A 26,250-nucleotide genomic window follows, 5' to 3' on the forward strand; every position below is an offset into this window, starting at 1 on the left:
TTTCCTAAGGGGCGGGTCGACACGGCTATGACACGTACAGCCTTCCCGCCCCGGGTAAGGTGTGCGTGTCATAGGTCTTGTCAAACCCTGCGATCCGTCTGGTGCGGACGCTTGGGTCGCATACGCCATGATCTGAGGATCAAGTATGTTGACGTATGCCGGACGAGCTTGGCGCTCGTGGGAGACTACTCCCCTAGGACGGAGCGGATTCTGCCTAGGCAAATCCGATTGGGCAAGAACAAATTTTCAACCGCGCTTGGCCCGGTAGATCCGGAAACCATTGCCTTCAGCCTTGATCGCACACACGCCCAGGTGCTCCTCGATCAGCGGCTGATACTTGAGGAAGCTGTTGGCCACAAGACGAAGTTCGCCGCCGTTTTTCAGATGTTTCGCCGCTTTTCGCAACAGATTCTCGGTGGCGAAATAATCGGTGTGCACGCCGACGTGGAACGGCGGATTGCTCAGAATTGCGCTCAAACCCATCGGCGCGGCATCGATGCCATCACCGGTCAGCACTTCCGCTTCCAGGCCGTTGGCCGCCAGCGTCAGACGGCTGCTGGCGGCAGCGAATGCGTCGACATCGAGCAAGGTCACCTGATTGTGCGGATAGCGGCGCTTCACAGCCGCCCCGAGCACACCGGCGCCGCAACCGAAGTCGAGCAGATGGCCGCTCGGCAGTTTGTCCAGATGCTCCAACAGCAGGGCGCTGCCGCGATCCAGTCGACCGTGGCTGAACACGCCCGGCAGGCTGATGACTTTCAACGGGCCTTCGGCCAGCGGCAATTGGTAAGTCTGTGCGAGGCTTTCCAGTGATTTTGCTTCAGGCGCGTTGGCCACGGTGACTTGCCAGAGCTGGCAGTGGCGAGCGCTGTCGAGTTTGCGCGGCTTGCCGAATGGGTTGAGTTGCTTGGACGCGCCCTCGATGCCGCTGCGTTTTTCCCCGACCAGAAACACTTCACGCCCGGCCAGACGCGATGCCACTGCGTTGAGGATGTAATCGGTCAGGTCCTTGGATTTGGGCAGGAACACCACAGCGCTGTCGAATTCGCGCTCCGGAACATTCACACCGAACTGGCTGCGGCCCTCGAAACGCGCGTCCAGCGCGGCTTGATCGCCAGCGTGCCAGCACCAGCCGAACGCGTTGGGCAAGCGCCCGAGCAAGTCATCGGCGGGCAGGCCGGCCAACAGCAGCGAACCCTGGAATAACTCGGCCTGACGAAGCAGTACTTCACTGCGCGGATCCATAACTGCTCCTTGAAAAAAAGTGCCGCAGTTTATCAACTGACGACCCGCAGCGCCTCACCGCTGAAGAACGCCCGGGCGTTTTCGCTCAGTTGGCCGACGATGCGCTGGCGGGCTTCGCGGCTGCCCCAGGCGTTATGCGGGGTGACGATCAGGCGCGCAATGTCGCCGGCCAGAAGAGGATTGCCCATTGTGGGCGGCTCGACGCTCAGCACATCCGTCGCCGCGCCGCCGAGGTGCCCGTTGCGCAGCGCGTCGGCCAGCGCCTGCTCATCGATCAGCCCGCCCCGAGCAGTGTTGACCACGAACGCGCCAGGTTTCAGCGAGGCCAGCTCGCGCGCACCGATGAAATGGCGGGTGTGCTCGTTGAGCGGGCAGTGCAGGGTGAGCGCGTCGATCTGTGGCAGCAGTTCATTCAGTGGCAAGCGATCCGGGCGGGCAGGGCGCCCGGGAATCTGCCCGAGCAGCACGCGCATGCCGAACGCTTCGGCCAGCCGCGCCACGGCGCCACCGAGTTCGCCATGGCCGAGCAGGCCGAGGGTTTTGCCTTGCAGCTCAACGATCGGGTAGTCGAGCAGGCAGAACTGTTTCGCCTGTTGCCAGCGGCCCGCGCCCACAGCTTTCTGATAGTCGGCGAGGCGGGTGGCGAGGTTGAGCAACAACATGATTGTGTGTTGCGCCACCGACGGCGTGCCGTAAGCCTGGCAATTGCACACGGTGATGCCGTGGGCGCGGGCGGCAGTGAGGTCGACGTTGTTGGTGCCGGTGGCGCTGATCAGGATCAGTTTCAGCTGCGGGTTGGCGGCCATGGCGGCCGCGTCGATCACCACCTTGTTGGTGATCGCCACACTGGCGCCTTGCACGCGTTCACGGACCTGCTCCGGCAAGGTCTGGGCGAACAGTTGCAAGTCGCTGAAGCATTCACGCAACGGACCGAGATCCAGATCGCCGAGATCCAGTGAAGGGTGATCAAGGAATACCGCGCGGCGCGTGTTCGTCATCAACTGTACCTTTTGTGCTGTGAGCGGAGGGCGTACTCTGCCGAGCCTAACAGATGAAACAATTGGTTACTTGATGCCGAAGTTTTCAAGTGAGAGCGGGCTTGCTCGCGAAAGCGGTGGGTCAGTCAGCGCAAGGGTTGAAGGTGACATCGCATTCGCGAGCAAGCCCGCTCCCACAGAAATTGCATTTACCGGCTGGCAACAATGTGACCGTTTAATTTAAGAGGAGCCCCCAATGTACTGGACCGAATTCTTGACCGTGGCATTGATCCATTTGCTGGCCGTCGCCAGCCCCGGCCCGGACTTTGCGGTGGTCGTGCGCGAAAGCGTGACCCATGGGCGCCGCGCCGGCACCTGGACGGCCATGGGCGTGGGCACGGCGATTTTCCTGCATGTCGGTTATTCGCTGCTCGGCATCGGTCTGATCGTGTCGCAATCGATTGTGCTGTTCAATGCGCTGAAGTGGGCAGCAGCGGCTTATTTGCTGTACATCGGCTTCAAGGCGTTGCGCGCGCAGCCGGCGAAAACCGTCACCGATGATCTGCACAAGGAAGCCGGCGTGCGCACCGCGCGCGGTGCGTTCACCTCGGGCTTCGTCACCAACGGCCTGAACCCGAAAGCCACGCTGTTTTTTCTCTCGCTGTTCACCGTGGTGATCAATCCGCACACGCCGCTGGCTGTGCAGGCCGGTTACGGGGTGTACCTGGCGGTGGCGACGGCGTTCTGGTTTTGCCTGGTGGCGATGCTGTTCAGCCAACAGCGCGTGCGCGCCGGTTTTGCCCGCATGGGCCACTGGTTCGACCGCACCATGGGCGCGGTGTTGATTGCTCTCGGCGTGAAAATCGCGTTCACCGAAATGCACTGACCGCTAGGCATTTCTTTCTTGTAGGAGCTGACGAGTGCAACGAGGCTGCGATCTTTTGATCTTCTCTTTTCATCAATGAATCAAAAGATCGCAGCCTTCGGCAGCTCCTACAGGTGCCATATTCCATTTTCTTGATACCTGGGATGCTGGCGCAAAGCTAGCATTTGTACGGCTCTGCAAATCATTCCTTTGGCTGATTTGACTGTCATGCAGGCGCACTAGAGTACGAATCTTTCCGCCAACACCGTGCAGTCAGAAAAGGGATTCTTATGTTGCAGACTCGGGTCATTCCGCCGGCCGATGGGGCCTACCAGTATCCATTGCTGATCAAACGGCTGCTGATGTCTGGCGCCCGTTACGAGAAAACCCGCGAAATCATCTACCGCGACCAGCTGCGCTACAGCTATCCGACCTTGATCGAACGCGTTGCGCGGTTGGCCAACGTGCTGACGGCGGCCGGGGTCAAGGCAGGTGACACCGTGGCGGTGATGGACTGGGACAGCCACCGTTACCTGGAATGCATGTTTGCCATTCCGATGATCGGCGCGGTGATTCACACCATCAACGTACGCCTGTCGCCAGAGCAGATTCTTTACACCATGAACCACGCCGAGGACCGCTTCGTGCTGGTCAACAGCGAGTTCGTCGGGCTGTATCAGAGCATCGCGCCGCAGCTGACCACGGTCGAGAAAACGTTACTGCTGACCGATCTTGCGGAGAAAACCGCCGAGCTGCCGAACCTCGTCGGCGAATACGAGCAACTGCTGGCCGCTGCGAGCGCGCAATACGATTTCCAGGATTTCGACGAAAACTCGGTCGCCACCACGTTCTACACCACCGGTACCACCGGCAACCCGAAAGGCGTGTATTTCACCCATCGGCAACTGGTGCTGCACACCATTGGCGTGGCGACGATCATGGGTTCGATCGACAGCGTGCGCTTGCTCGGCACCAGCGACGTCTACATGCCGATCACGCCGATGTTCCACGTTCACGCCTGGGGTTTGCCGTACGTCGCGACCATGCTCGGGCTCAAACAGGTCTATCCGGGGCGTTACGATCCGGAGTATCTGGTGGAGTTGTGGCGCAAGGAGAAGGTCACCTTCTCTCACTGCGTGCCGACCATCCTGCAGATGCTGCTCAACGCCAAAGCCGCCCAGGAAACCGATTTTGCCGGGTGGAAAATCGTCATTGGCGGCAGCGCGCTCAACCGCAGCCTCTACGAAAACGCCAAGTCGCGCGGCATTCAACTGACGGCCGCGTACGGCATGTCGGAAACCGGTCCGCTGGTGTCCTGCGCGCACCTTAATGACGAGCTGATGGCTGGCAGCGAGGACGAGCGCACCACTTACCGGATCAAGGCCGGCGTGCCGGGGCCGTTGGTCGAAGCGGCGATTGTCGACGGCGAGGGCAACTTCCTGCCGGCCGACGGCGAAACCCAGGGCGAGCTGGTGCTGCGCGCGCCGTGGCTGACCGAAGGTTATTTCAATGAACCGCAGAAGGGGGCCGAGCTCTGGGCCGGTGGCTGGCTGCACACCGGCGACGTCGCCACGCTCGACAGCATGGGCGTGATCGATATTCGTGATCGCATCAAGGACGTGATCAAGACCGGCGGCGAGTGGATCTCCTCCCTAGACCTCGAAGACCTCATCAGCCGCCACGCGGCGGTACGCGAAGTAGCAGTGGTGGGCATCGCCGATCCGCAGTGGGGCGAGCGCCCGTTTGCCTTGCTGGTGGTCCGCGAAGGGCATGTAATTGGCGCACGGGAACTGAAGGAACACCTCAAGCCATTCGTCGAGCTGGGGCACCTGAGCAAGTGGGCGATTCCCAGCCAGATCGCCCTTGTTACCGAAATTCCCAAGACCAGTGTCGGCAAGCTCGACAAGAAGCGCATCCGCCTCGACATCACCGAATGGCAAGCCAACAACAGCACCTTCCTTTCGACACTTTGAGTGTCTGCTGGCGCGCCGAAACCGGCGTGCCAGACCCACCAAGCAAGCGCTTGGCTTGTGAAATCGAAAAAATCAGCCATCCTTGCCGTGCCGACTTGTGTCGGACTGGCGAAAGGACTGTTCCAGAGTGGTTGACGGCTGCAAATCACACTTTAGAGGGATCAAGCACTACCACCCGCTGGCTATAGTCCGCTCAAGGACTTTTTGAAAACGGAGCACACGCACTGAACGGGGCGAGCAACTCTGGAGCGATTTCGGGCAGCCCTGGCGCCCGGTCCTCCACAGCGTTTTTAAAAGTACTCACTGCCATAACAATAATGCACATGGAGTAGCGTCGATGACCTCAGTAAACCAGTTCTGGCGCCGGGCGAAACTGCCTCTGGCGGTCAGCCTTGCCTCCTCGCTCGCCGGACCTGCATTCGGCGTCAGTTTCAACGTCGGTGAAATCGAAGGCCAGTTCGACTCGTCCCTGTCGATCGGTGCCAGTTGGTCTACTCAGAGCCCGAACAAGAACCTCATCGGCGTCAACAACGGCGGCCATGGCCTGTCGCAGACCTCCGATGACGGTCACGCCAACTTCAAGAGTGGCGAAACCTTTTCGAAAATCTTCAAGGGCATCCATGACCTTGAATTGAAATACGGCGACACCGGCGTGTTCGTCCGTGGCAAGTACTGGTACGACTTCGAACTGAAGGACGAGAGCCGCCAGTTCAAGGACATCAGCGACAGCAACCGCAAAGAGGGCGCCAAGTCCTCCGGCGGGCAGATCCTCGACGCCTTCGTCTACCACAACTATGCGATTGCCGATCAGCCGGGCTCCGTGCGTCTGGGCAAACAGGTCGTGAGCTGGGGTGAAAGTACCTTCATCGGCGGCGGCATCAACTCGATCAACCCGATCGACGTCTCCGCGTTCCGTCGCCCAGGCGCCGAGATCAAGGAAGGCCTGATTCCGGTCAACATGTTCTACGTGTCGCAGAGCCTCACCGATAACCTCTCGGCCGAAGCGTTCTATCAACTGGAATGGGATCAGACCGTCGTCGACAACTGCGGCACCTTCTTCTCCCAGCCGGACATCGTTGCCGACGGTTGCGACAACAATCTGCGCGTGCTGAACAAACGTTCGCAGATTCCGGCCATTGCTCTGGGGCCATTGGCCAATGCCGGCGTCGATGTGAACCAGGAAGGTGTCCTGGTGCGCCGAGGGCCGGACCGCGACGCACGTGACAGCGGTCAGTGGGGCGCCTCCCTCAAATACATGTTCGAGCCACTCGACACCGAGTTCGGCGCCTACTTCATGAACTACCACAGCCGTGCGCCGATCTTCAGCGCCACCGGCGCACCGCAGTCGGTCTACAACAGTGCCGCCGCGTTGCCGGGGCCGTTCGCCGCGCTCGCGCCGCTGCTGGTGGCGGGCAACTCCAATTACTTCATCGAATATCCTGAAGACATTCGTCTCTACGGTCTGAGCTTCTCCACCACCCTGCCTACCGGTACGGCGTGGAGCGGTGAGATCAGCTACCGTCCGAACGCGCCGGTGCAATTGAACTCCACCGACATCCTGTTTGCCGGCGTACGTCCACTGGGCGGTGCACTGACCAACGCTTCGCTGCTGACCGGCGTGCCGGGTCAGGATCTGCATGGCTACGAGCGCAAGGAAATCACCCAACTGCAAACGACCTTCACGCACTTCTTCGATCAGGTTATGGGCGCCAGCCGTCTGACCCTCGTCGGTGAAGTCGGCGCGACCTACGTCGGTGGCCTGGAAAGCCGTTCCGACAAGCGTTATGGCCGCGATCCGGTCTACGGTCCGGGTGAGTTGCCGGCCACTGGCACAGTCGATACCTGCGCCAACATCCTTAACGCCAGCACCATCAACGGCGCAGGCCCTGGTTCGCCGCAAAACAATCGCAGCCGCAATTGCGACAACGACGGTTTCACCACCTCGATGTCGTGGGGCTACCGTGGTCGTGCCATCTGGGAATACAACGACGTGTTTGCCGGTGTGAACCTCAAGCCGAACGTGGCCTGGTCCCACGACGTCAGCGGTTACTCGCCAGGCCCTGGCGGCAACTTCGAAGAAGGTCGCAAGGCGGTCAGCCTGGGCGTCGATGCCGAATACCAGAACACCTACACCGCGAGCCTGGCTTACACCAATTTCTTCGATGGCAGGTACACCACCGTGGATGACCGCGACTTCGTGGCGCTCAGCTTCGGCGTGAACTTCTAAGCACTGCATTTCAGGACGAACGAATTTATGAAAATAACAAAGAGTCTGTTCCACGCCGGTGTTCTGGGTCTGTCGCTGCTTGCGACCAGCGTCATGGCGGCGGTGCCTGCTGCCGAAGCGGATAAACTGGGCAAGAGCCTGACGCCGATGGGCGCGGAAATGGCGGGTAATGCCGATGGTTCGATCCCGGCCTGGAAACCGCTGCCGAAAAATGCCGGCAGCGTCGACAGCAAGGGCTTCCTGTCCAACCCTTACGCCAGTGAGCAGCCGCTGTTCACCATCACAGCCAAGGATGTCGACAAGTACAAGGACAAGCTTGCCCCGGGCCAGTACGCGATGTTCAAGCGCTACCCGGAAACCTTCAAGATGCCGGTCTATCCGTCCCATCGCGGCGCCACCGTGCCGGATAACGTGTTCGCGGCCATCAAGAAGAACGCCACCAGCACCAACCTGGTGTCGGGCGGCAACGGTCTGGAAAACTTCGATACCGCCGTGCCGTTCCCGATTCCGAAAACCGGTGTGGAAGTGATCTGGAACCACATCACCCGCTATCGTGGCGGCAGCGTGACCCGTCTGGTGACCCAGGCCACGCCGCAACCGAACGGCTCGTACAGCCTGGTCTACTTCCAGGATCAGTTCGTGTTCCGCGACAAGATGAAGGACTACGATCCGGCGAACCCGGGCAACATCCTGTTCTACTTCAAGCAGAAAGTGACCGCGCCGGCGCGTCTGGCCGGTGGCGTTCTGTTGGTGCACGAAACTCTCGATCAGGTGAAAGAGCCGCGTTCGGCATGGGTCTACAACGCCGGTCAGCGCCGCGTGCGTCGTGCACCGCAAGTGTCATATGACGGCCCGGGTACTGCCGCCGACGGCCTGCGTACCTCTGACAACCTCGACATGTACAACGGTGCTCCGGATCGTTACGACTGGAAGCTCGAAGGCAAGAAAGAGATGTACATCGCTTCCGACAGCTACAAGCTCGACGATCCGAAGCTCAAGTACTCGGACATCATCAAGGCCGGTCACATCAACCAGGACCTGGCACGTTACGAGCTGCGCCGCGTCTGGCATGTCGTCGCGACCCTGAAGGAAGGTCAGCGCCATATCTACGCCAAGCGTGACTTCTACATCGACGAGGACACCTGGCAAGCAGCGGTGATCGACCACTACGACGGTCGTGGCCAACTGTGGCGCGTAGCCGAGGCGCATGCCGAGAACTACTACGACAAGCAAGTGCCGTGGTACGCCCTCGAAACCCTCTACGACCTGCAGTCCGGCCGTTACCTGGCACTGGGCATGAAGAACGAAGAGAAGCAGGCGTATGACTTCGGCTTCACCGCCACCACCAGCGACTTCACCCCGGCGGCTCTGCGTCAGGACGGTGTTCGCTAAACCTGCGTAAACCCGAGGCAGCATCCTCGTGAAAACGCCCCGACCGGTTCGGGGCGTTTTTTTGCGTGCGGCTTGCGCCGCACCGCTCATGTAGGAGCTGCCGAAGGCTGCGATCTTTTGACTTTGCCTTTGCAACAGCAAAAGCGAGATCAAAAGATCGCAGCCTTCGGCAGCTCCTACAGGGAAGGCGGGTGGATGTAGCCTTTTTGTAGCCATTTGTAGCAGCAACCTTCATAACCGGTTCGATTAAGGCTAGGCTGCGGACATCTGCAACGCCGCCAATCGCCTTCGAACAAGAGCCGGCCATGACTGATCTGTCCCCACTTCCGGGTCCCGCAAGCATTACCGTCGCCGCACTGGACGGGCGTTTTTTCCGCCCGCCGCTGCCTGACGGCTATGTTCTGCGACCGCGCCTTTGCCAGCGCCTGCAGGCCGGGCTCGGTGGGCGGTTGCTGTTGGTCAGCGCCCCGGCCGGGTTCGGCAAGAGTTCGCTGGCAGTGGAGTTCTGTCAGAGTCTGCCGGCGCATTGGCAAAGTCTCTGGCTGGGTCTGAGTCCGCGAGACAGCGATCCGGGGCGGTTTCTTGAACGCTTGCTTGAAGGTCTGCAAGACTATTTTCCCGCGTTGGGCGCGGGCGCTCTCGGGCTGTTAAAAATGCGTCAGCGCCATCAGCCGTTTGCCTTCGAAGAGTGGCTCGACGGACTGCTCGATGAGCTGGCGCTGCATCTCGATCCTGCTGCGCCGTTGCTGCTGGTGCTCGACGACTACCACCTTGCCCAGGGGCCAGTGCTGGATCGTTGCCTGCAATTTTTTCTCAATCATCTTCCCGATGGCCTGCTGGTGATGGTCACCAGCCGCCAGCGCCCGGACTGGCATCTGGCGCGTTTGCGCCTGTCGCGGCAGTTGCTTGAGTTGCACGAACAGGATTTGCGCCTGACCCACGACGAAGCACTGACCTTGCTTGATCGCCACAGCAGCTCACTGCGCGGCGAAGCGCTGGAAAACCTGATCCAGCGCAGCGAAGGCTGGGTCGCCGGCCTGCGCTTCTGGCTGCTGGCGGCGTCCGAAGCGGGCAACGATGCCGCGCTGCCGCAAGCGCTGAATGGCGGCGAAGGCCTGATTCGCGACTATCTGCTCGAAGAGGTCATCGATTGCCTGCCCGCCGAAGTGCAATCGTTTCTCTACGAAACCGCCCCGCAGGAACGCTTTTGCAGCGAACTGTGCGACGCCGTCCGCGAAGCCCACGACAGCGCCGAGATCCTGCGCTTTCTGCTTGCCCATCAGGTTTTCCTGGTGCCGCTGGACGAGCACGGCCACTGGTATCGTTATCACCATCTGTTTTCTGACTTGTTGCGCAGTCGGCCGATCGCGCAGGCGATGGTGCCGACCGCCTCCCTGCATTTGCGCGCCTGCCGCTGGTTCAATGCCCAGGGCTTGCTCGACGAAGCGGTGGAGCAGGCCTTGCGCGCCGGGCATCTGGATGTCGCGGCGAACCTGGTACAGAACCTGTCCGAGGAACAACTGCTTGCCGAGCAGAACGTCGGCATGCTGTTGCGCTGGAAAATGGACTTGCCCGACAGCCTGCTGATCAGTACGCCACGGCTGATCGTACTCTACAGCTGGGCACTGGGCCTGGCCTGTCAGCTCGATGCCGCCGAAGAGCTGGCCAGCCATTTGAGCCGCTTCCTGCCGGCGCCTTCTGCTACCGCGCAGAAATCGATGCTGGCGCAATGGCTGGCGCTGAGCGGGATCATTGCCCGCGGGCGCGGCCATCGCGAATTGACGCTGCGCTATTGCAGCGAAGCGTTGGAGAGCCTGCCGGCCAAGCGCTATGGCCAGCGCCTGATGTGCTTGTCGACGCTGTCCAATCTGGCGATCGCCGACGGTGATTTATGGCGCGCCCGTGGCTTTAACCGTGAATCCCTTGAGCTGGCGCAACGGGTGGGCAATCCCTTGTTCGAAGCGCTGGCGCATTACGACCGTGCCCGGGTGTTGCAGTCGCGTGGCGAAATATTGCGAGCGCTTGATGAGGTGCATCAGGGCCTGGAGCGCTTGCGTGGATTGTCGCCGCAACGACTCTACGCCGTGCGCGCGCGGTTGACGCTGTACGAGGGTTTTCTGCTGGCAATGCGTCTGCAGCCTCAGGCTGCACGCGTGCGTCTGCTGGCGGGTATTGGCGAAGCGCGGGCCTGTCGTGACATCAGCGTGCTGATCGGTCACTGCGTGATCGCCCGCCTGGATGGCGCCAGTGGCGAGTTCGCCAAGGCCTTTGCCGAGCTTGCCGAAGCCGAACGCCTGATGCACATCTGGGACGTGCCGCCGATCTACTATCTGGCGATGATCACCCTGGTCAAATGCGAGCTATGGCTGGCCCAGGGCCGCATCGATCTCGCCGAAGCGTGGCTCGCGCGACTGGGTCAGACCTATACCGGCGAACACGCTGCCGCACCGCCAGAGTTTCATCCACAGCTGCCACTGCACGTGGAGCTGCAACAGGCGCTACTCGATGTGATTCAGGGGCAGCCGATGCTCGCCGAAGGGCGCTTGAACGTGTTGCATGAAAACGGCCAGCTGACCGGGCGCCAGTTGCTCAGTGTGATGGCGTTGACGCAGAAGGTGGCGCTATTGCTGTCGAGCGGACGAGAGCCCGAGGCGCGCAAAACCTTGAATTTGGCGCTGGAAGCCGCTGCAGGCGGTGTCTATCAACCTTTTGATGCACTGCTCAGAAGCCATGCCGACTGGTTGCGAGGGCAATTGCAGGCGCTCACTTGCAACGCGGTCAGCCAGCAATTGCTCACGCATTTTCCAACGGTCGCTCCGCGCCCGAGCGGGGAAAGCTCAGCGACCGAACAACTCAGCAGCCGTGAGTTGGCGGTACTGCGCCTGATTGCTCAGGGCTGTTCGAATCAGGAAATCAGCGAGCAGTTGTTCATTTCCCTGCACACCGTGAAAACCCACGCCAGCCACATCAACAGCAAGCTCGGGGTCGAGCGGCGTACGCAGGCGGTGGCGCGGGCGAAGGCGTTGGGGTTATTGCTTTAGCAACGGTAAAATTTGCCATCGGCCGTTGCCAACGGTGTTTAACCTGCCCAGGATTTTTCCATGACCACGCCCAGCCCTGCGCTTATCCGCGAAACCTTCCCCGTCGGCCCGCTCCAGTGCAACTGCACGATCATCGGCGACCCCATCACAAAAAAAGCCATCGTCGTCGATCCGGGCGGTAACCCTGATCTGATCATGGCGCGCCTCGACGCCCATGGCCTGAAAGTCGTCAGCATCATCCATACCCACGCGCATCTCGATCACTTTCTCGCTTCCGGGCAGATGAAGGAGAAAACCGGTGCGACCCTGCATCTGCACAAGGACGACCAGTTCCTCTGGGACAATCTGGAAATGCAATGCCAGATGTTCGGCGTGCCCTACACCCCGGTGCCGTCGCCGGATCGCTGGTTGAGCGATGACGAAGAACTCGCCTGCGGTTGTGGCGTGGCCCTGCACACGCCGGGACATACACCCGGTTCCATGAGCTTTTGGTTTTCCGAGGCTAAGCTGTTGATAGCCGGCGACACGCTGTTTCGTCGCGGGGTAGGGCGCACGGATTTGTGGGGTGGCGATCAGGCGACCATCGTGCGTTCGATCAAGCAGCGGCTGTATACGCTGGACGAGGACGCGACGGTGGTTACCGGGCACGGTCCGGATACGCGTCTGGGTGATGAGATGCGTGAGAACCCGTTTGTGCGTGCCTGAATTTTTTGTCACGAGTGCCGGGCGGAATTTTTAGGCATTGTCATGATCCAACGCCCGCACGGGTCCATTCATCGATGGCCGCTGCACCATAGAATGCAAAAAATGTAGGAGCTCTCCATGTTCACCACGCGTCGTTTGATTATTGTCGCTACTGCCGTGGCCGTGCTGTCCGGCTGCGCCTCGCCTAACCCGTATGACAATCAGGGGCAGGCCGACGGTGGCTCGCAAGGCATGAGCAAAACCGCCAAATACGGTGGCCTCGGTGCGCTGGCCGGCGCGCTCGCCGGTGCCGCCATCGGTCACGACAACCGTGGCAAGGGCGCCTTGATCGGCGCTGCCGTGGTTGGTGCCTCCGCGGCCGGCTACGGCTATTACGCCGACCAGCAGGAAAAGAAACTGCGCGCGAGCATGGCCAACACTGGCGTTGAAGTGCAGCGTCAGGGCGATCAGATCAAGCTGATCATGCCGGGCAACATCACTTTCGCCACCGATTCGGCGAACATTGCCCCGAGCTTCTACCAGCCGTTGAACAACCTGGCCAACTCGCTGAAGGAATTCAACCAGAACCAGATTGAAATCGTCGGCTACACCGACAGCACCGGCAGCCGCCAGCACAACATGGACCTGTCCCAGCGTCGTGCGCAGAGCGTGGCGACCTACCTGACGTCGCAAGGCGTCAGCGGCGCCAACCTGTCGGCCCGTGGCGCCGGCCCGGATAACCCGATTGCCAGCAACGGTGACGTCAATGGCCGCGCGCAAAACCGCCGGGTTGAAGTCAACCTGAAGGCGATTCCGGGCCAGCAATATGGTGGTCAGCAGCAACAGCCGGGTACGGTGCAGCAGTATCCGTAAACGATTGCCTGATTGAAGAAATGCCCGATCCTGTGATCGGGCATTTTTTTTGGCTGGGCAGTGCCGGCCTCTTCGCGGGCAAGCCCGCTCCCTCAGGTATTGGCGGTGGCCACAAAATCTGTGTCCCACACCTGACCCCTGTGGGAGCGGGCTTGCCCGCGAAGAGGCCAGTGTTGTCACCGCAAAATCAGCCGATACAAAAAAGCCCCCGGACAACAGCATTGTCCGGGGGCTTTTTGTTGGGCGCGAACCCTGATTACTTCTTCAAACCATAGTGCTCATCGAGCATGCCCGGTGAATTTGGCGATTTCGGTGCGTAATCACGCGGCGGTTCCTGATCGCGCGGTGGCGTCAGGCGTTCGCGTGGTGCCTGCGCCGCGTCGGCGTGCAGGGCGGCGATCAGGCGCTGGCGGGTCTGCTCGTCCAGGGCCAGACGATTGGCGCCCTCGGCGAGGTGGTCCTGCACTTCCTGATAGCTCTGGGTCAGCTTCTTGACCAGCATCGCGGTGCTGTTGAAGTGGGTGACCACTTCGTTCTGATAACTGTCGAAACGCTCCTGGATATCATCCAGTTGACGCTGCGTACGGCTCGGTGCGGCGTTCGGCGCAACGCGCGCGATCAGGAATCCAATGGCGACACCCACAACCAGGGCAAGAGTCGGTAACAACCAAACTAAGAGCGAGTGTTCCACGAGTCCTTCCTCTATAAACGGCTTTGCTTTACGTTAACGGCTCGAACCTGCGCTGTATACCGCGATTCACTCGCAATAGATCGGCACAGACAATTTGCTAGACGAGTCGACCCGATTCGAGGTCACGGAGTTCCTCCCTTGCTGATGCGCGAAACCCCTGTAGTGATTGACGGCCCGGTGGGTCAACTGGAGTCCCTGTACCTGGATAGCGAGCAGCCGCGCGGCATCGCGCTGATCTGCCATCCGAACCCGGTGCAGGGTGGCACCATGCTCAACAAGGTGGTCTCGACCCTGCAGCGCACCGCGCGTGACGCAGGCCTGATCACCTTGCGCTTCAACTATCGCGGCGTCGGCGCCAGCCAGGGCACGCACGACATGGGCACCGGTGAGGTCGACGACGCTCAGGCGGCCGCCACATGGCTGCGCGAAAAACACCCGAACCTGCCGCTGACCCTGTTCGGTTTCTCCTTCGGCGGATTTGTTGCAGCAAGTCTCGGTGGCCGCCTCGAAGCACAGGGCGTGCAGATTCAGCACCTGTTCATGGTTGCCCCGGCGGTGATGCGTCTGGGCGAGCAGGATCAACTGCCGCAGCACGGCGCATTGACCGTGATCCAGCCGGAAACCGACGAAGTCATCGATCCGCAACTGGTCTACCAATGGTCGGAACAACTCCAGCGCCCCCATGAGCTGCTGAAAGTGGCAGAATGCGGACACTTTTTTCACGGCAAGCTGACCGATCTCAAGGATCTGCTGCTGCCGCGTATCTCGAATTGATTGCAGTCTGACAAGCGATTACCCATGACCAACCGTACCCGCATTCTCACCGGCATCACCACCACCGGCACGCCGCACCTGGGCAACTACGCCGGCGCCATCCGCCCGGCAATCCTTGCCAGCCGCGACAGCCAGGCCGATTCGTTCTACTTCCTGGCCGATTACCACGCTTTGATCAAATGCGATGACCCGCTGCGCATCCAGCGCTCGCGTCTGGAAATCGCCGCGACCTGGCTGGCCGGTGGCCTCGATGTCGATCGCGTGACCTTCTACCGCCAGTCCGATATCCCGGAAATCCCTGAGCTGACCTGGCTGCTGACCTGCGTCGCCGCCAAAGGTCTGCTCAACCGTGCGCACGCCTACAAGGCCTCGGTGGACAAGAACGTAGAAACCGGCGAAGACCCGGACGCCGGTATCACCATGGGCCTCTACAGCTACCCGGTGCTGATGGCCGCAGATATCCTGATGTTCAACGCGCACAAGGTGCCGGTCGGTCGCGATCAGATTCAGCACGTGGAAATGGCCCGAGACATCGGCCAGCGTTTCAACCACCTCTTCGGCCAAGGCAAAGAATTCTTCACCATGCCCGAAGCGCTGATCGAAGAAAGCGTGGCGACGTTGCCGGGCCTCGACGGTCGCAAGATGTCGAAGAGCTACGACAACACCATCCCGCTGTTCTCCAGCGCCAAGGAGATGAAGGACGCGATCTCGCGGATCGTCACCGACTCCAAGGCCCCGGGCGAAGCCAAGGATCCGGACAACTCGCACTTGTTCACGCTGTTCCAGGCCTTCGCTACCCCGGCGCAGGCTGACGAATTCCGCAGCGAACTGCTCGGTGGTCTGGGTTGGGGCGAGGCGAAGAATCGTCTGTTCCAGTTGCTCGACAGCGATCTGGGCGAGGCGCGCGAGAAATATCACCAGTTGATCGAGCGCCCGGCGGACCTGGAAGACATTCTGCAGATCGGCGCAAAGAAGGCCCGCGCCGTGGCCACGCCGTTCCTCAATGAATTGCGCGAAGCCGTTGGCCTGCGTTCTTTCGTCAATCAGGTTCAGGTCGCCGCGACCACCAAAAAGAAGGCCGCGAAAGCCGCGCGTTTCGTCAGCTTCCGCGAAGCTGACGGCAGCTTCCGTTTCCGTCTGTTCGCGGCTGATGGCGAGCAACTGTTGCTGTCGCGCAACTTCGCTGACGGCAAAACTGCCGGGCAGGTGACCAAGCAGCTGCAGTCCGGTGAGCCGCTGGACGTGCGTACTGAAGAACTGAGCTTCAGCGTCTGGCTGGCGGGTGAGTGCGTCGGCGACAGCCCGGCGTTCGCCGACGCGGCTGCGCGGGACGCGGCCATTGCGGCACTGCGCGTCGCGCTGACTCCAGCTCAGGACTGATCGGCGGCACGACCCGACCAAGGGCCGATTGCCATTCCTGCGGGCCGTCGCTACAGTGACGGCCCGTTTTTGTTGCCTTGCTAACGAATTATGACGCCCCTAGAACGATATCAAGCTGATCTGAAACGCCCGGACTTCTTCCATGACGCCGCGCAGGAAACTGCTGTGCGTCACCTGCAGCGTCTGTACGACGACTTGATCGCCGCCGACCAGAACAAGCCGGGATTTCTCGGCAAGCTGTTTGGCAAAAAGGATCAGGCACCGGTCAAGGGCCTGTATTTCTGGGGCGGCGTCGGTCGCGGCAAGACTTACCTGGTCGACACGTTCTTCGAAGCGCTGCCGTTCAAGGAAAAGACCCGCACCCACTTCCACCGTTTCATGAAGCGTGTGCACGAAGAAATGAAAACCCTGGGCGGCGAAAAGAACCCGCTGACCATCATCGCCAAGCGCTTCGCGACCGAGTCGCGGGTGATCTGCTTCGATGAGTTCTTCGTCTCCGACATCACCGACGCGATGATCCTCGGCACCTTAATGGAAGAGCTGTTCAAGAATGGCGTGACCCTGGTTGCGACCTCGAACATCGTCCCGGACGGTCTGTACAAGGACGGCCTGCAACGTGCGCGTTTCCTGCCTGCCATCGCGCTGATCAAGCAGAACACCGAGATCGTCAACGTCGACAGCGGCGTCGATTATCGTCTGCGTCACCTCGAACAAGCCGAGCTGTTCCACTATCCGCTCGACGAAGCCGCTCACGAAAGTCTGCGCAAGAGCTTCAAGGCGCTGACACCGGAGTGCACGGCGGCGGTGGAAAACGATGTGCTGATCATCGAGAACCGCGAAATCCGCGCACTGCGTACTTGCGACGACGTGGCCTGGTTCGACTTCCGTGAACTGTGCGACGGCCCGCGCAGCCAGAACGACTACATCGAACTGGGCAAGATTTTCCACGCCGTGTTGCTCAGCGGCGTCGAGCAGATGAGCGTCACCACCGACGACATCGCCCGGCGCTTCATCAACATGGTCGACGAGTTCTACGACCGCAACGTCAAACTGATCATTTCTGCCGAAGTCGAGCTGAAGGATCTTTACACTGGCGGCCGCCTGACGTTCGAGTTCCAGCGCACGCTGAGCCGACTGCTGGAGATGCAATCTCACGAGTTTCTGTCGCGGGCGCACAAGCCTTAACGGATTCGACCCATTGGAAGGCCTGCGATTGCAGGCCTTTTTTTATGGGGCCGGTTCAGCGAGGCAGGTTGCCAACTTTGATTGTTGTCGGCAGCCAACCAGAAGCCACAGCAGAATTCTCGCTTTGCGCGGGCACAGGAACCCGGCCATCAGGGCGCCTTTGCGGGTGATATCGATTTCACTGCCGGCGAAGCCATAGGTCGCTTGCGCCGTCGCGCCGCAGCCGGTGCGGGTGGCGATGATCACCGGAATGTGCCGGGCAATGCCTTCGATGACATCGGCCCACTGCGCTGAAACATGGCCGGCACCGAAGCCTGCGATCACCAGGCCGGCGTAACCCAGCTCCACAACTTTATCCAACAGCCGACTGTCGGCACCGAGTGACGCTTCCAGCAAAGCAATATTCTGGTGGGTGTCTTGTGGTATCGGTAAAACATGGCGCGCAACCGGCGTCCGGAAGTAGCGCGCAGCGCCTTCGATTATCAACCCAGCAGGACCGGTCAAGGGTGAGGCGAAGGCGTGCATGGCCATTGAGTCGACCTTGCGCACGCTACTGGCGCGGTGAATCTCGCCGTTGATAACCACCTGCGCGCCGCGCCCACGACTGCACGCCGCCAACGCGACACGACCGGCATCCAGAAGGTTCGCCGGTCCGTCAGCCCCGACTTGCGCGGCAGAACGCATGGCACCTGTCAGCACCAGTGGTTCGTCATGCGCCCACAGGTAATCGAAAAACGTCGCGGATTCCTCCAGAGTGTCCGTGCCCTGGATGACGATGACTGCGGCCGCGCCTTGGCTGATTTGCGCGTTGGCCCAGTCCAGCACGTTCAAGAGGTAGTCGAAATCCAGTGACGCGCTGGGCAGCAGTCCGAAAGTTTCGACGGTTAGATGCCCATGCTTTTTCAGTTCGGGCACGGTGTCCAGCAGCGTTTCCCCGGACACTGCAGGGACGACCCCTTGACCGCTTTGCGTCGATTGCATGCTGACAGTGCCACCGAGCGCGGCAATGGCCAGTGTTGGCAGTTCCATGTGATACCTCGCGAAGGAAGCCCGGCTGTACCGGAAATAATCCAGAGGCCAGCCGGGGCAGGGGGTAAGGTCAGTGGCTGGCCAGCCATCCGACGATTGGCACGATCAAGAGCGTACTGAGGGCCATCGACAACACGTTACCGATAAAGCCATGCATGTAGCCTGGCAGCCGCTGCGCGAGGGCGCAGGCCAATGGCGGCGCGATCAGCGCGCCGAGCAGCGCACTGGAAATGATCACTTGCCAATCTGCGCCGTAAGTGAGAATCGCGGCCGGAACAACGGACACCAGCGGTACATACGTCGGATACCAGCCGCGCGCCATCCACTGCCTGCGCCAGATCACCACGCCCAAGGCTGACGTCAACGCCTGTCCCGCGAGCAGTTGCGGCAACAGACCTGTCCCGTAGACCGGGCTCATCGGGTTGAGTGTGAATGCGAGCAACGCACCGACAATCAGCCCCAGACTGGCCCACTCATTACCGAAGAAAGGCGCTTCGGAGAAATCTGCCAAGACCCGGCGCATGCTCCACACCACGCCGTAATCCGGCGCCTTGGTGGGCACGGTGACACTGGCTTGCACGTCGGCCTGCGCAGGTTCTGCGGATTTCACCAGGCTCGGCACGCAGCGACACAGCACGAAGGCGCCAATGCTGGCAATGGCCATGCCCGAAACGTTACCGATCACCACCGGCAAGCCGAGTGGATTGCATACGTAATTGACAATCACCAGGCACAGCGGTGTCACTGACAGGGCTCCCAGGATTGCGCCGTTGATTGCGACTTTCCAGCCGCCGCCAAACATCAGCACCATCGCCGCCGGCAACGACACGAACGCCGCGAAGGTGGGCTGCCAACTGGTGGCGGTGACAGTCCAGCCCCACAGCAGATTGCTCAGTGCCAGCCCCAGCAATGAACTGGTGACCAGCCACGGCCAGAGCCCGCTGCCGTAGCAGATGGTGAAACCTTGCCAGGATTTCCCCGTTCGATTCGCCCAATAGCCCAGGTATGCACCGGCCAGCAGGCCAATCGAGGCGAACTCGTGCTTATAGAACGCCACCTCGCTGATATCCCCGAGCACCCAGCGCAGCCAGGCAGCCGCGTCGGGAAAGCTCGAGACCATATGGCCGTAATCCGGCCAGCGCGCTGACCACAGCGAATGATAGGTTAGAGAAAGCCAGGCGATGACTGCCGCTGCACCCACCAACAGGACGATGATCGTGTTGTCCATCGATGTTCTGGCCACGATTGTTTTGCGTTGTTTTGCGTGAACGTCCATAGGCTGGCCTCCGGTTAACGCGGCAGGCATGGATGCTGGGTGTAACCGAGCATCCGGTCGTAGACATCACAGCGCCGATCTCGGTGCAGATCGTTCAGCTCGTTCCAGATTGGCGCACTGCGCGAACTCGTCAGGTCGATATCGGCGTAGAGGATTTCCTGCTGATCGGCGGACGCCACGCGGCCGATCGGCCAGCCGTTAGTGCCAGCAATCAGCGAACATCCAAGGTAACGAGCGCCACGCTCTTCGCCGATTCGACTCGCCGCCGCGATGAACACGTTGTTGACGTGCGCTGCGGTCATGGTGAGGTACGAAGCCATGCACTTGCCGGCGTCATCGAACAAGGGCGGTGGTGTCCAGACCCAGTTGTTCAGGCTGCAGATGATGTCCGCGCCCTGCTGGCTGAGGATCCTCGGGACTTCAGGAAACCAGATGTCCCAGCAGATCAGCAGACCGATGCGACCGATCGGCGTTTCGAACACCGGGAAACCGCTATCGCCGGCAGTGAACCAGAGCTTCTCCAGATTCCACAGGTGCGCCTTGCGGTATTTGCCGATGAAACCGTCAGGTCCCAACAGCACGGCGGTGTTGTACAACCGCGCCCCTTCGCGCTCGGCCAGCCCAGCCACCAGATACACCTGATGCTGACGGGCAAAATCCTCCCAGCGGCTCACGCTTGGTCCATCCGGAACCGATTCGGCGTGATCGAACGCATCCTGTCGAGTGCGAAAGAAATAACCGGTACTCGTCAGCTCGGGCAAAACGATGAGATTGGCACCACCATTGACCGCCTGCAGTGCCAACTCCAGGCTGTTACTTAGATTCGCTGCACGATTTTGCGTACCGACCTGCGGATCACATTGCACGACCGCAACACGAACGGGGCTTGTTGACTCACTCATTTTTCATGATCCCTTATTGTTGTTTTCACGCCATCGGGTGGCGGGGAACATAAGAGTCGAGTCAGCCGTGGAAGGTAAGTCGGCGCTTTCCGGTTAAGTTGTAGTACGCCTCCTAGGACGATTAAACACATATCGACGGTGCGCGCTCACCACGCTGTATTTTCCAGGGGCAAGAGCCTGCTCCGAAAAGTTCATGGGCCGGCCTGGTAGTGTGGATAGTCGGCTATCTCGAAGCCGCCATTGAACTGCGCCGAGGTTTTTTCGCAAATATGAATCACAGCATCGATGGCGCCGCGAAAGCAGGGCTCTGTCCAACCGGCATCTACCGAAAACGACTCGCCCGACAGATACAACCCAGAAACGCTCGAGTAGTCTCGGTTGTATCGCATCAGGCTGACAGCGTCGTGATAGGCGCCGGGGCGGTAAAGCTTGGCGCAACCCAGTGAGTTCCTGTCGGTCATCCAGCGCTGCACGACGGCCTGCTCCAGGCCGATGTAAGGCGAGATGCGCTGCCCGATATTGCTGCAGTTCACCAGGATCCGATCAAGTTCTTCGGCGCATTTGGTGATCAGTTCCTTGTCGCTGAAACAGCAAAGTTTGGTCGCGTCGTCTTCCCAGGTATAACTGAGAAGAATGCAGTCGTAACTGTAGTGATCGTTATAGCGGTAGGTATAAACATCGTGGATGAAACTGTCCGTGACGATCGCTTGGGGGATAGCGGTGTTGCCGGACAGAAAAGATTTCTTCAGCGGAGCGAACACCTTGCAGCTGGTTTCCCAATGCGCAGTCTTATAGGCATTGATCGTCTCGAACGGCAACATTTGTGCAGTGAAATTTTCAAGCTTGATTCGTGTTTCGATCAGCCACGAAGGCAGCGTCATGATCACTGAATCAAAATCGCTGAAGTGTTCCTCGGCCTGCTGCGGCCGACTTTGCTTCCAGTTGTAGTAGACACGGGTTTTACCGTTGGCGAGCTTTTTCAACCGCGTGACGGAGCTGTCGGTCAGCAAGCCTTCGCGGTATTGCAGGCAGTGTTGGTAGAAAGACATCGGCACTTCATCTGGCTTGATGAACATAAGGCCTTCGCTCAGCGCCGCGAGCCCAAGGTAGCGCGGGCCTTCAAACTGCAGGCCGGTTGAATCGAAAACCGCATTGCTGCGGGCATGCTCACCAGATCACGGAAGGAAATGGCGTGATACCTGGCGACAATAGCTGCCCATACGGATTCCCATTGCTCACTCGCATAACTGTCGCAAACGTGTCGGGTCATACGGTCGGCGAACGCTCTCCATTTCGCATAGACCGCTTGTAGTTCCTCTCCGGGAGGCAGGGTGCGACCATCGGCGTTTTTCCAGATCAGCATTTGCGGCGTAGCCGGCTTTGACAGGCTGCCCTCGCGCAGATAAATGCCGGTCGATCTGACCCATTGGCTGCCGGGATTGGCAAAGTCTGACAGGGCCAGCTCGAATATCGTCGCGTAGTAGGCCATCAGCGAACGACCGTCCTTTGGCGATTCTCCTTCGCGATTGAACAACGGCATGCGCATCGCGCCCATTTCGAAAGGGGTATGACTGGCCTTGGATTGAGGACTGCCGGGAACGGTCAGATGCCTGCCGCCGATTCGCGAGGATTGTTCAATGAGGGTTATATGGGGGAAGCCGCAGCGCAGTAATTCTCGGGCGGCCGTGAGGCCTGTAATGCCGGCGCCGATAATGCATATTCGATGGCTGGAATCAGTCGCTCGGGCGATTCCGCCTGGCTGCTCCAATAACGCCCGGTAGTCAAAACACAGATCCGGCGGATTGGGGAAACGAGCTTTCCATTTGCCGGATGGCGAACGTTTGTTACGGGTTTCGAGGCCAGGAGCCTGGGAGGGGTAGTTGTAGCTGGAGCCGATGGTCACTGTTCATCTTCCCTGATGCGATGTGCTTGGAAAGAAGTCTGATCGGCGCAGCCTCGTCTGAACAGTCGTAAAACCGAGCCAGATGCTGTTCTGTTTTCGCTCATTTGTGTCGGAAGAAGGACAAAAATGAAGCTGTGCCCTGTGGGAGGACTACACCCACAGGGGCTTCAAACTGACGGGAGTTTATGCAGCCTGCTGGAACTGCTGCCGATACTGGTTCGGCGACAGTTCGGTGTGCTGGCGGAACAATCGTGCGAAGAAACTCGCATCGTCGTAACCGACCTCATAGCTGATGGTCTTGATGCTCTTGCGCGTGCCGGAGAGCAAACCCTTGGCGGTCTCGATGCGCAGGCGCTGCAAGTAATGCAGTGGCTTGTCGCCGGTGGCGGTCTGGAAGCGGCGCATGAAGTTGCGGATGCTCATTCCATGCTCGCGAGCGACGTCTTCGAAGCGAAACTTGTCGGCGAAATGCTCTTCGAGCCAGTGCTGGATCTGCAGAATGATGACGTCCTGGTGCAGCTTTTGCCCGCCGAAGCCGATACGCCCCGGCGAGTAACTGCGCTGCACCTCGTACAGGATGTCGCGGGCCACAGCCTGCGCTACGTTCGAGCCGCAGAAGCGTTCGATCAGATAGATATAGAGATCGCAGGCTGAGGTGGTGCCGCCGGCACAGTAGAGGTTGTCGGCATCGGTCAGGTGCTTGTCCTGATTCAGATAGACCTTGGGGAAGCGCTCTGCGAAGGCATTGAAGAAGCGCCAATAGGTGGTCGCTTCCTTGCCATTGAGCAGCCCGGCTTCGGCAAGCCAGAACACCCCAGTGGCTTCGCCGCACAACACCGCGCCGCGCGCATGCTGTTCGCGCAGCCACGGCAGGATTTGCGGGTAACGGCCGCACAGCGTATCGAAATCGTCCCAGAACGCCGGGAGGATGATCACATCGGCGTTTTCCAGGCCGCCGTCGACCGGCATGACCACATCGCTGAAGCTTTTCACCGGTTTGCCATCGGGGCTGACCAGGCGCGTTTCGAACGCCGGCGTCAGGCCATGGCCCAGTTGTTTGCCGTAACGCAGGCTGGCCACGTGGAAAAAATCCTTGGCCTGCATGAGGGTGTAAGCGAAAACCCGGTCGATAGCCAGGATGCTGACGCGCCGCAAGGGCGGGGAGACGTGCTTGGACATAATTCAACTTTTGTTTTGTTTTTATAAGGGAAAGTGGTCACCAGACGGCTGGATCGTCTTATTTTTTGTCGGATGTGTCCAGTGTCCCGTAGCAGGAGTCGGGCTTAGTCTCTGAGAGCCTTATCCCTCCAACAACAAAGAAAGGTGCCGCATGATCCCCAGAACCCTGTTCAGTTCCGAGCACGAATTGTTCCGCGACAGCGTACGAACTTTCCTCGAAAAAGAAGCTGTGCCGTATCACGCGCAATGGGAGAAGCAGGGGCACATCGATCGCGCACTCTGGAACAAAGCGGGGGAGGCCGGGATGCTCTGTTCGCATTTGCCGGAGGAGTACGGCGGGCTGGGCGCGGACTTCCTCTACAGCGCCGTGGTGATTGAAGAGGTCGGGCGTCTCGGGCTGACTGGCATCGGGTTTTCGCTGCATTCGGACATCGTCGCGCCGTACATCCTGCATTACGGCAGCGAGGCGCTGAAGCACAAATACTTGCCTAAACTGGTCTCGGGCGAAATGGTCACAGCGATTGCCATGACCGAGCCTGGCGCTGGTTCCGACCTGCAAGGCGTGAAAACCACGGCGGTGCTGGACGGTGACGAATATGTGATCAACGGCTCGAAAACCTTCATCACCAACGGCTTCCTGGCTGACCTGGTGATCGTGGTGGCCAAGACCGACCCGAAGGCTGGGGCCAAGGGTACCAGCCTGTTTCTGGTGGAGGCGAATACGCCGGGCTTCGAGAAGGGCAAGCGCCTGGAAAAGGTCGGCATGAAAGCGCAGGACACTTCGGAACTGTTCTTCCAGGATGTGCGCGTGCCGAAGGAAAACCTTCTCGGCCAGGCGGGTGCCGGGTTTGCGTATCTGATGCAGGAGTTGCCGCAAGAGCGACTGACCGTGGCCATCGGCGGGCTGGCCTCGGCCGAGGCGGCGCTGCAATGGACGCTGGATTACACCCGTGATCGCAAGGCGTTCGGCAAGGCGATTGCCGACTTCCAGAATACCCGCTTCAAACTGGCCGAAATGGCTACCGAGATTCAGATCGGCCGGGTCTTCGTCGACCGCTGCCTGGAGCTGCACCTGCAGGGCAAACTCGATGTGCCAACAGCGGCGATGGCCAAGTATTGGGGCACCGACCTGCAATGCAAAGTACTCGACGAGTGCGTGCAACTGCATGGCGGTTACGGCTTCATGTGGGAATACCCGGTCGCCCGGGCGTGGGCGGATGCACGGGTACAGCGGATTTATGCCGGCACCAACGAAATCATGAAGGAGATTATTGCGCGGTCGCTCTGAGAGGCATGATCGTTCCCACGCTCTGCGTGGCAATGCCGCCGGGGACGCTCCGCGTTCCGCTGTGGATGTAACGCGGAGCGCCACGGGAAAAATTCCCACGCGGAGCGTGGGAACGATCAGACGGGACGGTTGGGCGGTGGGTCAAGGCGCGGGATTCGGATGATCCTTGTGAATCGCCTCAATCCCGGCCAGCACTTCATCAGACAGTTTCAGATCAAAACTGGCAATGTTGCTGTCCAGCTGTTCCAGCGTCGTCGCGCCGATGATGTTGCTGGTGACGAAGGGTTGCTGGGTCACAAAGGCCAGGGCCATTTGCGCCGGATCCAGACCATGTTCACGGGCCAGCGCAACGTAACGGCTGCACGCCGCCTCCGATTGTGGGTTGAAATAGCGGCTGAAGCGGCTGTAGAGACTCAGGCGGCCTTTCGGTGGCCGGGCGCCGCCTTCGTACTTGCCGGAAAGAAAGCCGAACGCCAGCGGCGAATAGGCCAGCAGGCCGCACTGTTCGCGAATGGCGATTTCCGCCAGCCCCACTTCGAAGCTGCGATTGAGCAGGTTGTACGGGTTCTGGATCGACACCGCACGCGGCCAGCCACGGGCTTCGGCCAGCGCGAGAAAACGCATGGTGCCCCACGGCGTCTCGTTGGACAGGCCGATGTGGCGGATTTTGCCGGCCTTCACCTGCTCGTCAAGAGCCTCGAGGGTATCTTCGAGCGGGGTCAGGTTGGCTTCGATCTTGTGCTTGTAGCCCAACTGGCCGAAAAAATTGGTGCTGCGCTCCGGCCAGTGCAACTGGTACAGGTCGATGTAATCGGTCTGCAGGCGCTTGAGGCTGCCGTCCAGCGCTTCAGTGATGTGCTGGCGGTTGTGGCGCAGGTTTTTATCGCGGATGTAGTCGATGGTGTTGCCGGGGCCGGCGATCTTGCTGGCAAGGATCCAGTCGGCACGGTCGCCGCGACTCTTGAAGTAATTGCCGATGTAGCGCTCGGTAGTGGCGTAAGTTTCGGCTTTTGGCGGTACCGGGTACATCTCGGCGGTGTCGATGAAATTGATCCCGGCTTCCTTGGCCCGTTCGATCTGGGCGAAGGCTTCAGCTTCAGTGTTTTGCTCGCCCCAGGTCATGGTGCCGAGGCAGATTGCGCTCACGTTCAGGTCGGTACGGCCTAGCTGGCGATAGTCCTTCGGGTGCTCCTTGGGCAAAACATTCATAAAAGCAGGTTGAAATAATTTTCGCAATCTGCATAATTGCCGACCTCTTTCTGCAGTGGAAGTGATGCGCCGCCGCCGAAGAAACTTGCCGTTGAACGGACGCGCCGACCCGAGCCCCCGAAAGCGTCTGTATCCGGCTGCCTTTGACTTGTCAAAG

The 26,250-nt window shown here is 60.2% G+C and carries 19 protein-coding genes, 1 pseudogene and 1 riboswitch; of the genes and pseudogenes, 11 read left to right on the plus strand and 9 right to left on the minus strand.

What is annotated here, in order from left to right:
- Positions 1–83: 83 nt before the first annotated feature.
- Positions 84–206: riboswitch (yybP-ykoY riboswitch) on the minus strand.
- A gap of 40 nt (positions 207–246) precedes the next feature.
- On the minus strand, positions 247–1,245 hold the full coding sequence (locus ACIGDJ_RS22640) for a class I SAM-dependent methyltransferase (protein WP_101161932.1): 999 nt from the start codon (positions 1,243–1,245) through the stop codon (positions 247–249).
- 32 nt (positions 1,246–1,277) lie between these two features.
- Positions 1,278–2,243, minus strand: coding sequence for a 2-hydroxyacid dehydrogenase (locus tag ACIGDJ_RS22645; RefSeq protein WP_101161933.1), 966 nt, complete (start codon positions 2,241–2,243; stop codon positions 1,278–1,280).
- A 235-nt stretch (positions 2,244–2,478) separates the two neighbouring features.
- On the opposite strand from ACIGDJ_RS22645, the gene ACIGDJ_RS22650 reads away from it, so the two are divergent.
- The 7 genes from ACIGDJ_RS22650 to ACIGDJ_RS22680 all read left to right on the plus strand — a co-directional run bounded on the left by ACIGDJ_RS22650 (position 2,479) and on the right by ACIGDJ_RS22680 (position 13,277).
- Positions 2,479–3,108 carry a LysE family translocator gene (locus tag ACIGDJ_RS22650; protein WP_101161934.1) on the plus strand — a complete coding sequence of 210 codons (630 nt, stop codon included), beginning with the start codon at positions 2,479–2,481 and terminating at the stop codon, positions 3,106–3,108.
- A 269-nt stretch (positions 3,109–3,377) separates the two neighbouring features.
- Positions 3,378–5,060, plus strand: coding sequence for a fatty acid--CoA ligase (locus tag ACIGDJ_RS22655; RefSeq protein ID WP_101161935.1), 1,683 nt, complete (start codon positions 3,378–3,380; stop codon positions 5,058–5,060).
- Between the two features lie 337 nt (positions 5,061–5,397).
- Positions 5,398–7,287 carry a DUF1302 domain-containing protein gene (locus tag ACIGDJ_RS22660; RefSeq protein ID WP_397479602.1) on the plus strand — a complete coding sequence of 630 codons (1,890 nt, stop codon included), beginning with the start codon at positions 5,398–5,400 and terminating at the stop codon, positions 7,285–7,287.
- Positions 7,288–7,314: 27 nt separating this feature from the next.
- Positions 7,315–8,679, plus strand: coding sequence for a DUF1329 domain-containing protein (locus ACIGDJ_RS22665; protein WP_101161938.1), 1,365 nt, complete (start codon positions 7,315–7,317; stop codon positions 8,677–8,679).
- A 305-nt stretch (positions 8,680–8,984) separates the two neighbouring features.
- Complete coding sequence (locus ACIGDJ_RS22670; RefSeq protein WP_397479603.1) at positions 8,985–11,720, plus strand: LuxR C-terminal-related transcriptional regulator; 2,736 nt, start codon at positions 8,985–8,987, stop codon at positions 11,718–11,720.
- Positions 11,721–11,780: 60 nt separating this feature from the next.
- Positions 11,781–12,425, plus strand: coding sequence for an MBL fold metallo-hydrolase (locus tag ACIGDJ_RS22675; RefSeq protein WP_016773249.1), 645 nt, complete (start codon positions 11,781–11,783; stop codon positions 12,423–12,425).
- Between the two features lie 117 nt (positions 12,426–12,542).
- Positions 12,543–13,277 (plus strand): OmpA family protein, encoded by a 735-nt coding sequence (locus ACIGDJ_RS22680; RefSeq protein ID WP_041479972.1) that lies wholly within the window; start codon positions 12,543–12,545, stop codon positions 13,275–13,277.
- Positions 13,278–13,533: 256 nt separating this feature from the next.
- On the opposite strand, the gene ACIGDJ_RS22685 is transcribed toward ACIGDJ_RS22680, so the two are convergent.
- Entirely contained in the window at positions 13,534–13,968 is a 435-nt protein-coding gene (locus tag ACIGDJ_RS22685; protein ID WP_016773251.1) for a YhcB family protein, read from the minus strand.
- Between the two features lie 144 nt (positions 13,969–14,112).
- On the opposite strand from ACIGDJ_RS22685, the gene ACIGDJ_RS22690 reads away from it, so the two are divergent.
- The 3 genes from ACIGDJ_RS22690 to zapE all read left to right on the plus strand — a co-directional run bounded on the left by ACIGDJ_RS22690 (position 14,113) and on the right by zapE (position 17,307).
- On the plus strand, positions 14,113–14,742 hold the full coding sequence (locus tag ACIGDJ_RS22690) for an alpha/beta hydrolase (RefSeq protein WP_101162253.1): 630 nt from the start codon (positions 14,113–14,115) through the stop codon (positions 14,740–14,742).
- 24 nt (positions 14,743–14,766) lie between these two features.
- Entirely contained in the window at positions 14,767–16,122 is a 1,356-nt protein-coding gene (locus ACIGDJ_RS22695; RefSeq protein WP_397479604.1) for a tryptophan--tRNA ligase, read from the plus strand.
- Between the two features lie 90 nt (positions 16,123–16,212).
- Positions 16,213–17,307, plus strand: a complete 1,095-nt coding sequence (gene zapE / locus ACIGDJ_RS22700) for a cell division protein ZapE (RefSeq protein ID WP_042609744.1) — start codon at positions 16,213–16,215, stop codon at positions 17,305–17,307.
- Between the two features lie 42 nt (positions 17,308–17,349).
- Here the strand turns inward: zapE and ACIGDJ_RS22705 are convergent, their stop codons facing one another.
- The 5 genes and pseudogenes from ACIGDJ_RS22705 to ACIGDJ_RS22725 all read right to left on the minus strand — a co-directional run bounded on the left by ACIGDJ_RS22705 (position 17,350) and on the right by ACIGDJ_RS22725 (position 23,497).
- On the minus strand, positions 17,350–18,336 hold the full coding sequence (locus ACIGDJ_RS22705; protein ID WP_397479605.1) for an asparaginase: 987 nt from the start codon (positions 18,334–18,336) through the stop codon (positions 17,350–17,352).
- A 70-nt stretch (positions 18,337–18,406) separates the two neighbouring features.
- The gene (locus tag ACIGDJ_RS22710; RefSeq protein ID WP_101161944.1) at positions 18,407–19,612 is read right to left on the minus strand and encodes a hypothetical protein; all 1,206 of its coding nucleotides are present in this window, start codon (positions 19,610–19,612) and stop codon (positions 18,407–18,409) included.
- A 14-nt stretch (positions 19,613–19,626) separates the two neighbouring features.
- Positions 19,627–20,514, minus strand: coding sequence for a nitrilase family protein (locus tag ACIGDJ_RS22715; RefSeq protein WP_313000741.1), 888 nt, complete (start codon positions 20,512–20,514; stop codon positions 19,627–19,629).
- A 191-nt stretch (positions 20,515–20,705) separates the two neighbouring features.
- Positions 20,706–22,417, minus strand: a pseudogene (locus tag ACIGDJ_RS22720) (flavin monoamine oxidase family protein).
- Between the two features lie 183 nt (positions 22,418–22,600).
- The gene (locus ACIGDJ_RS22725; RefSeq protein WP_178081235.1) at positions 22,601–23,497 is read right to left on the minus strand and encodes a GlxA family transcriptional regulator; all 897 of its coding nucleotides are present in this window, start codon (positions 23,495–23,497) and stop codon (positions 22,601–22,603) included.
- Between the two features lie 250 nt (positions 23,498–23,747).
- Here ACIGDJ_RS22725 and ACIGDJ_RS22730 point away from each other — a divergent pair, with 250 nt between their 5' ends.
- Complete coding sequence (locus ACIGDJ_RS22730) at positions 23,748–24,884, plus strand: acyl-CoA dehydrogenase family protein (RefSeq protein WP_101161947.1); 1,137 nt, start codon at positions 23,748–23,750, stop codon at positions 24,882–24,884.
- Positions 24,885–25,025: 141 nt separating this feature from the next.
- Here ACIGDJ_RS22730 and ACIGDJ_RS22735 read toward each other — a convergent pair whose 3' ends face one another.
- On the minus strand, positions 25,026–26,093 hold the full coding sequence (locus tag ACIGDJ_RS22735; RefSeq protein WP_397504620.1) for an NADP(H)-dependent aldo-keto reductase: 1,068 nt from the start codon (positions 26,091–26,093) through the stop codon (positions 25,026–25,028).
- Between the last annotated feature and the right edge of the window lie 157 nt (positions 26,094–26,250).

The sequence above is a fragment of the Pseudomonas sp. NPDC079367 genome, from assembly GCF_044542195.1.
Lineage (GTDB): Bacteria > Pseudomonadota > Gammaproteobacteria > Pseudomonadales > Pseudomonadaceae > Aquipseudomonas.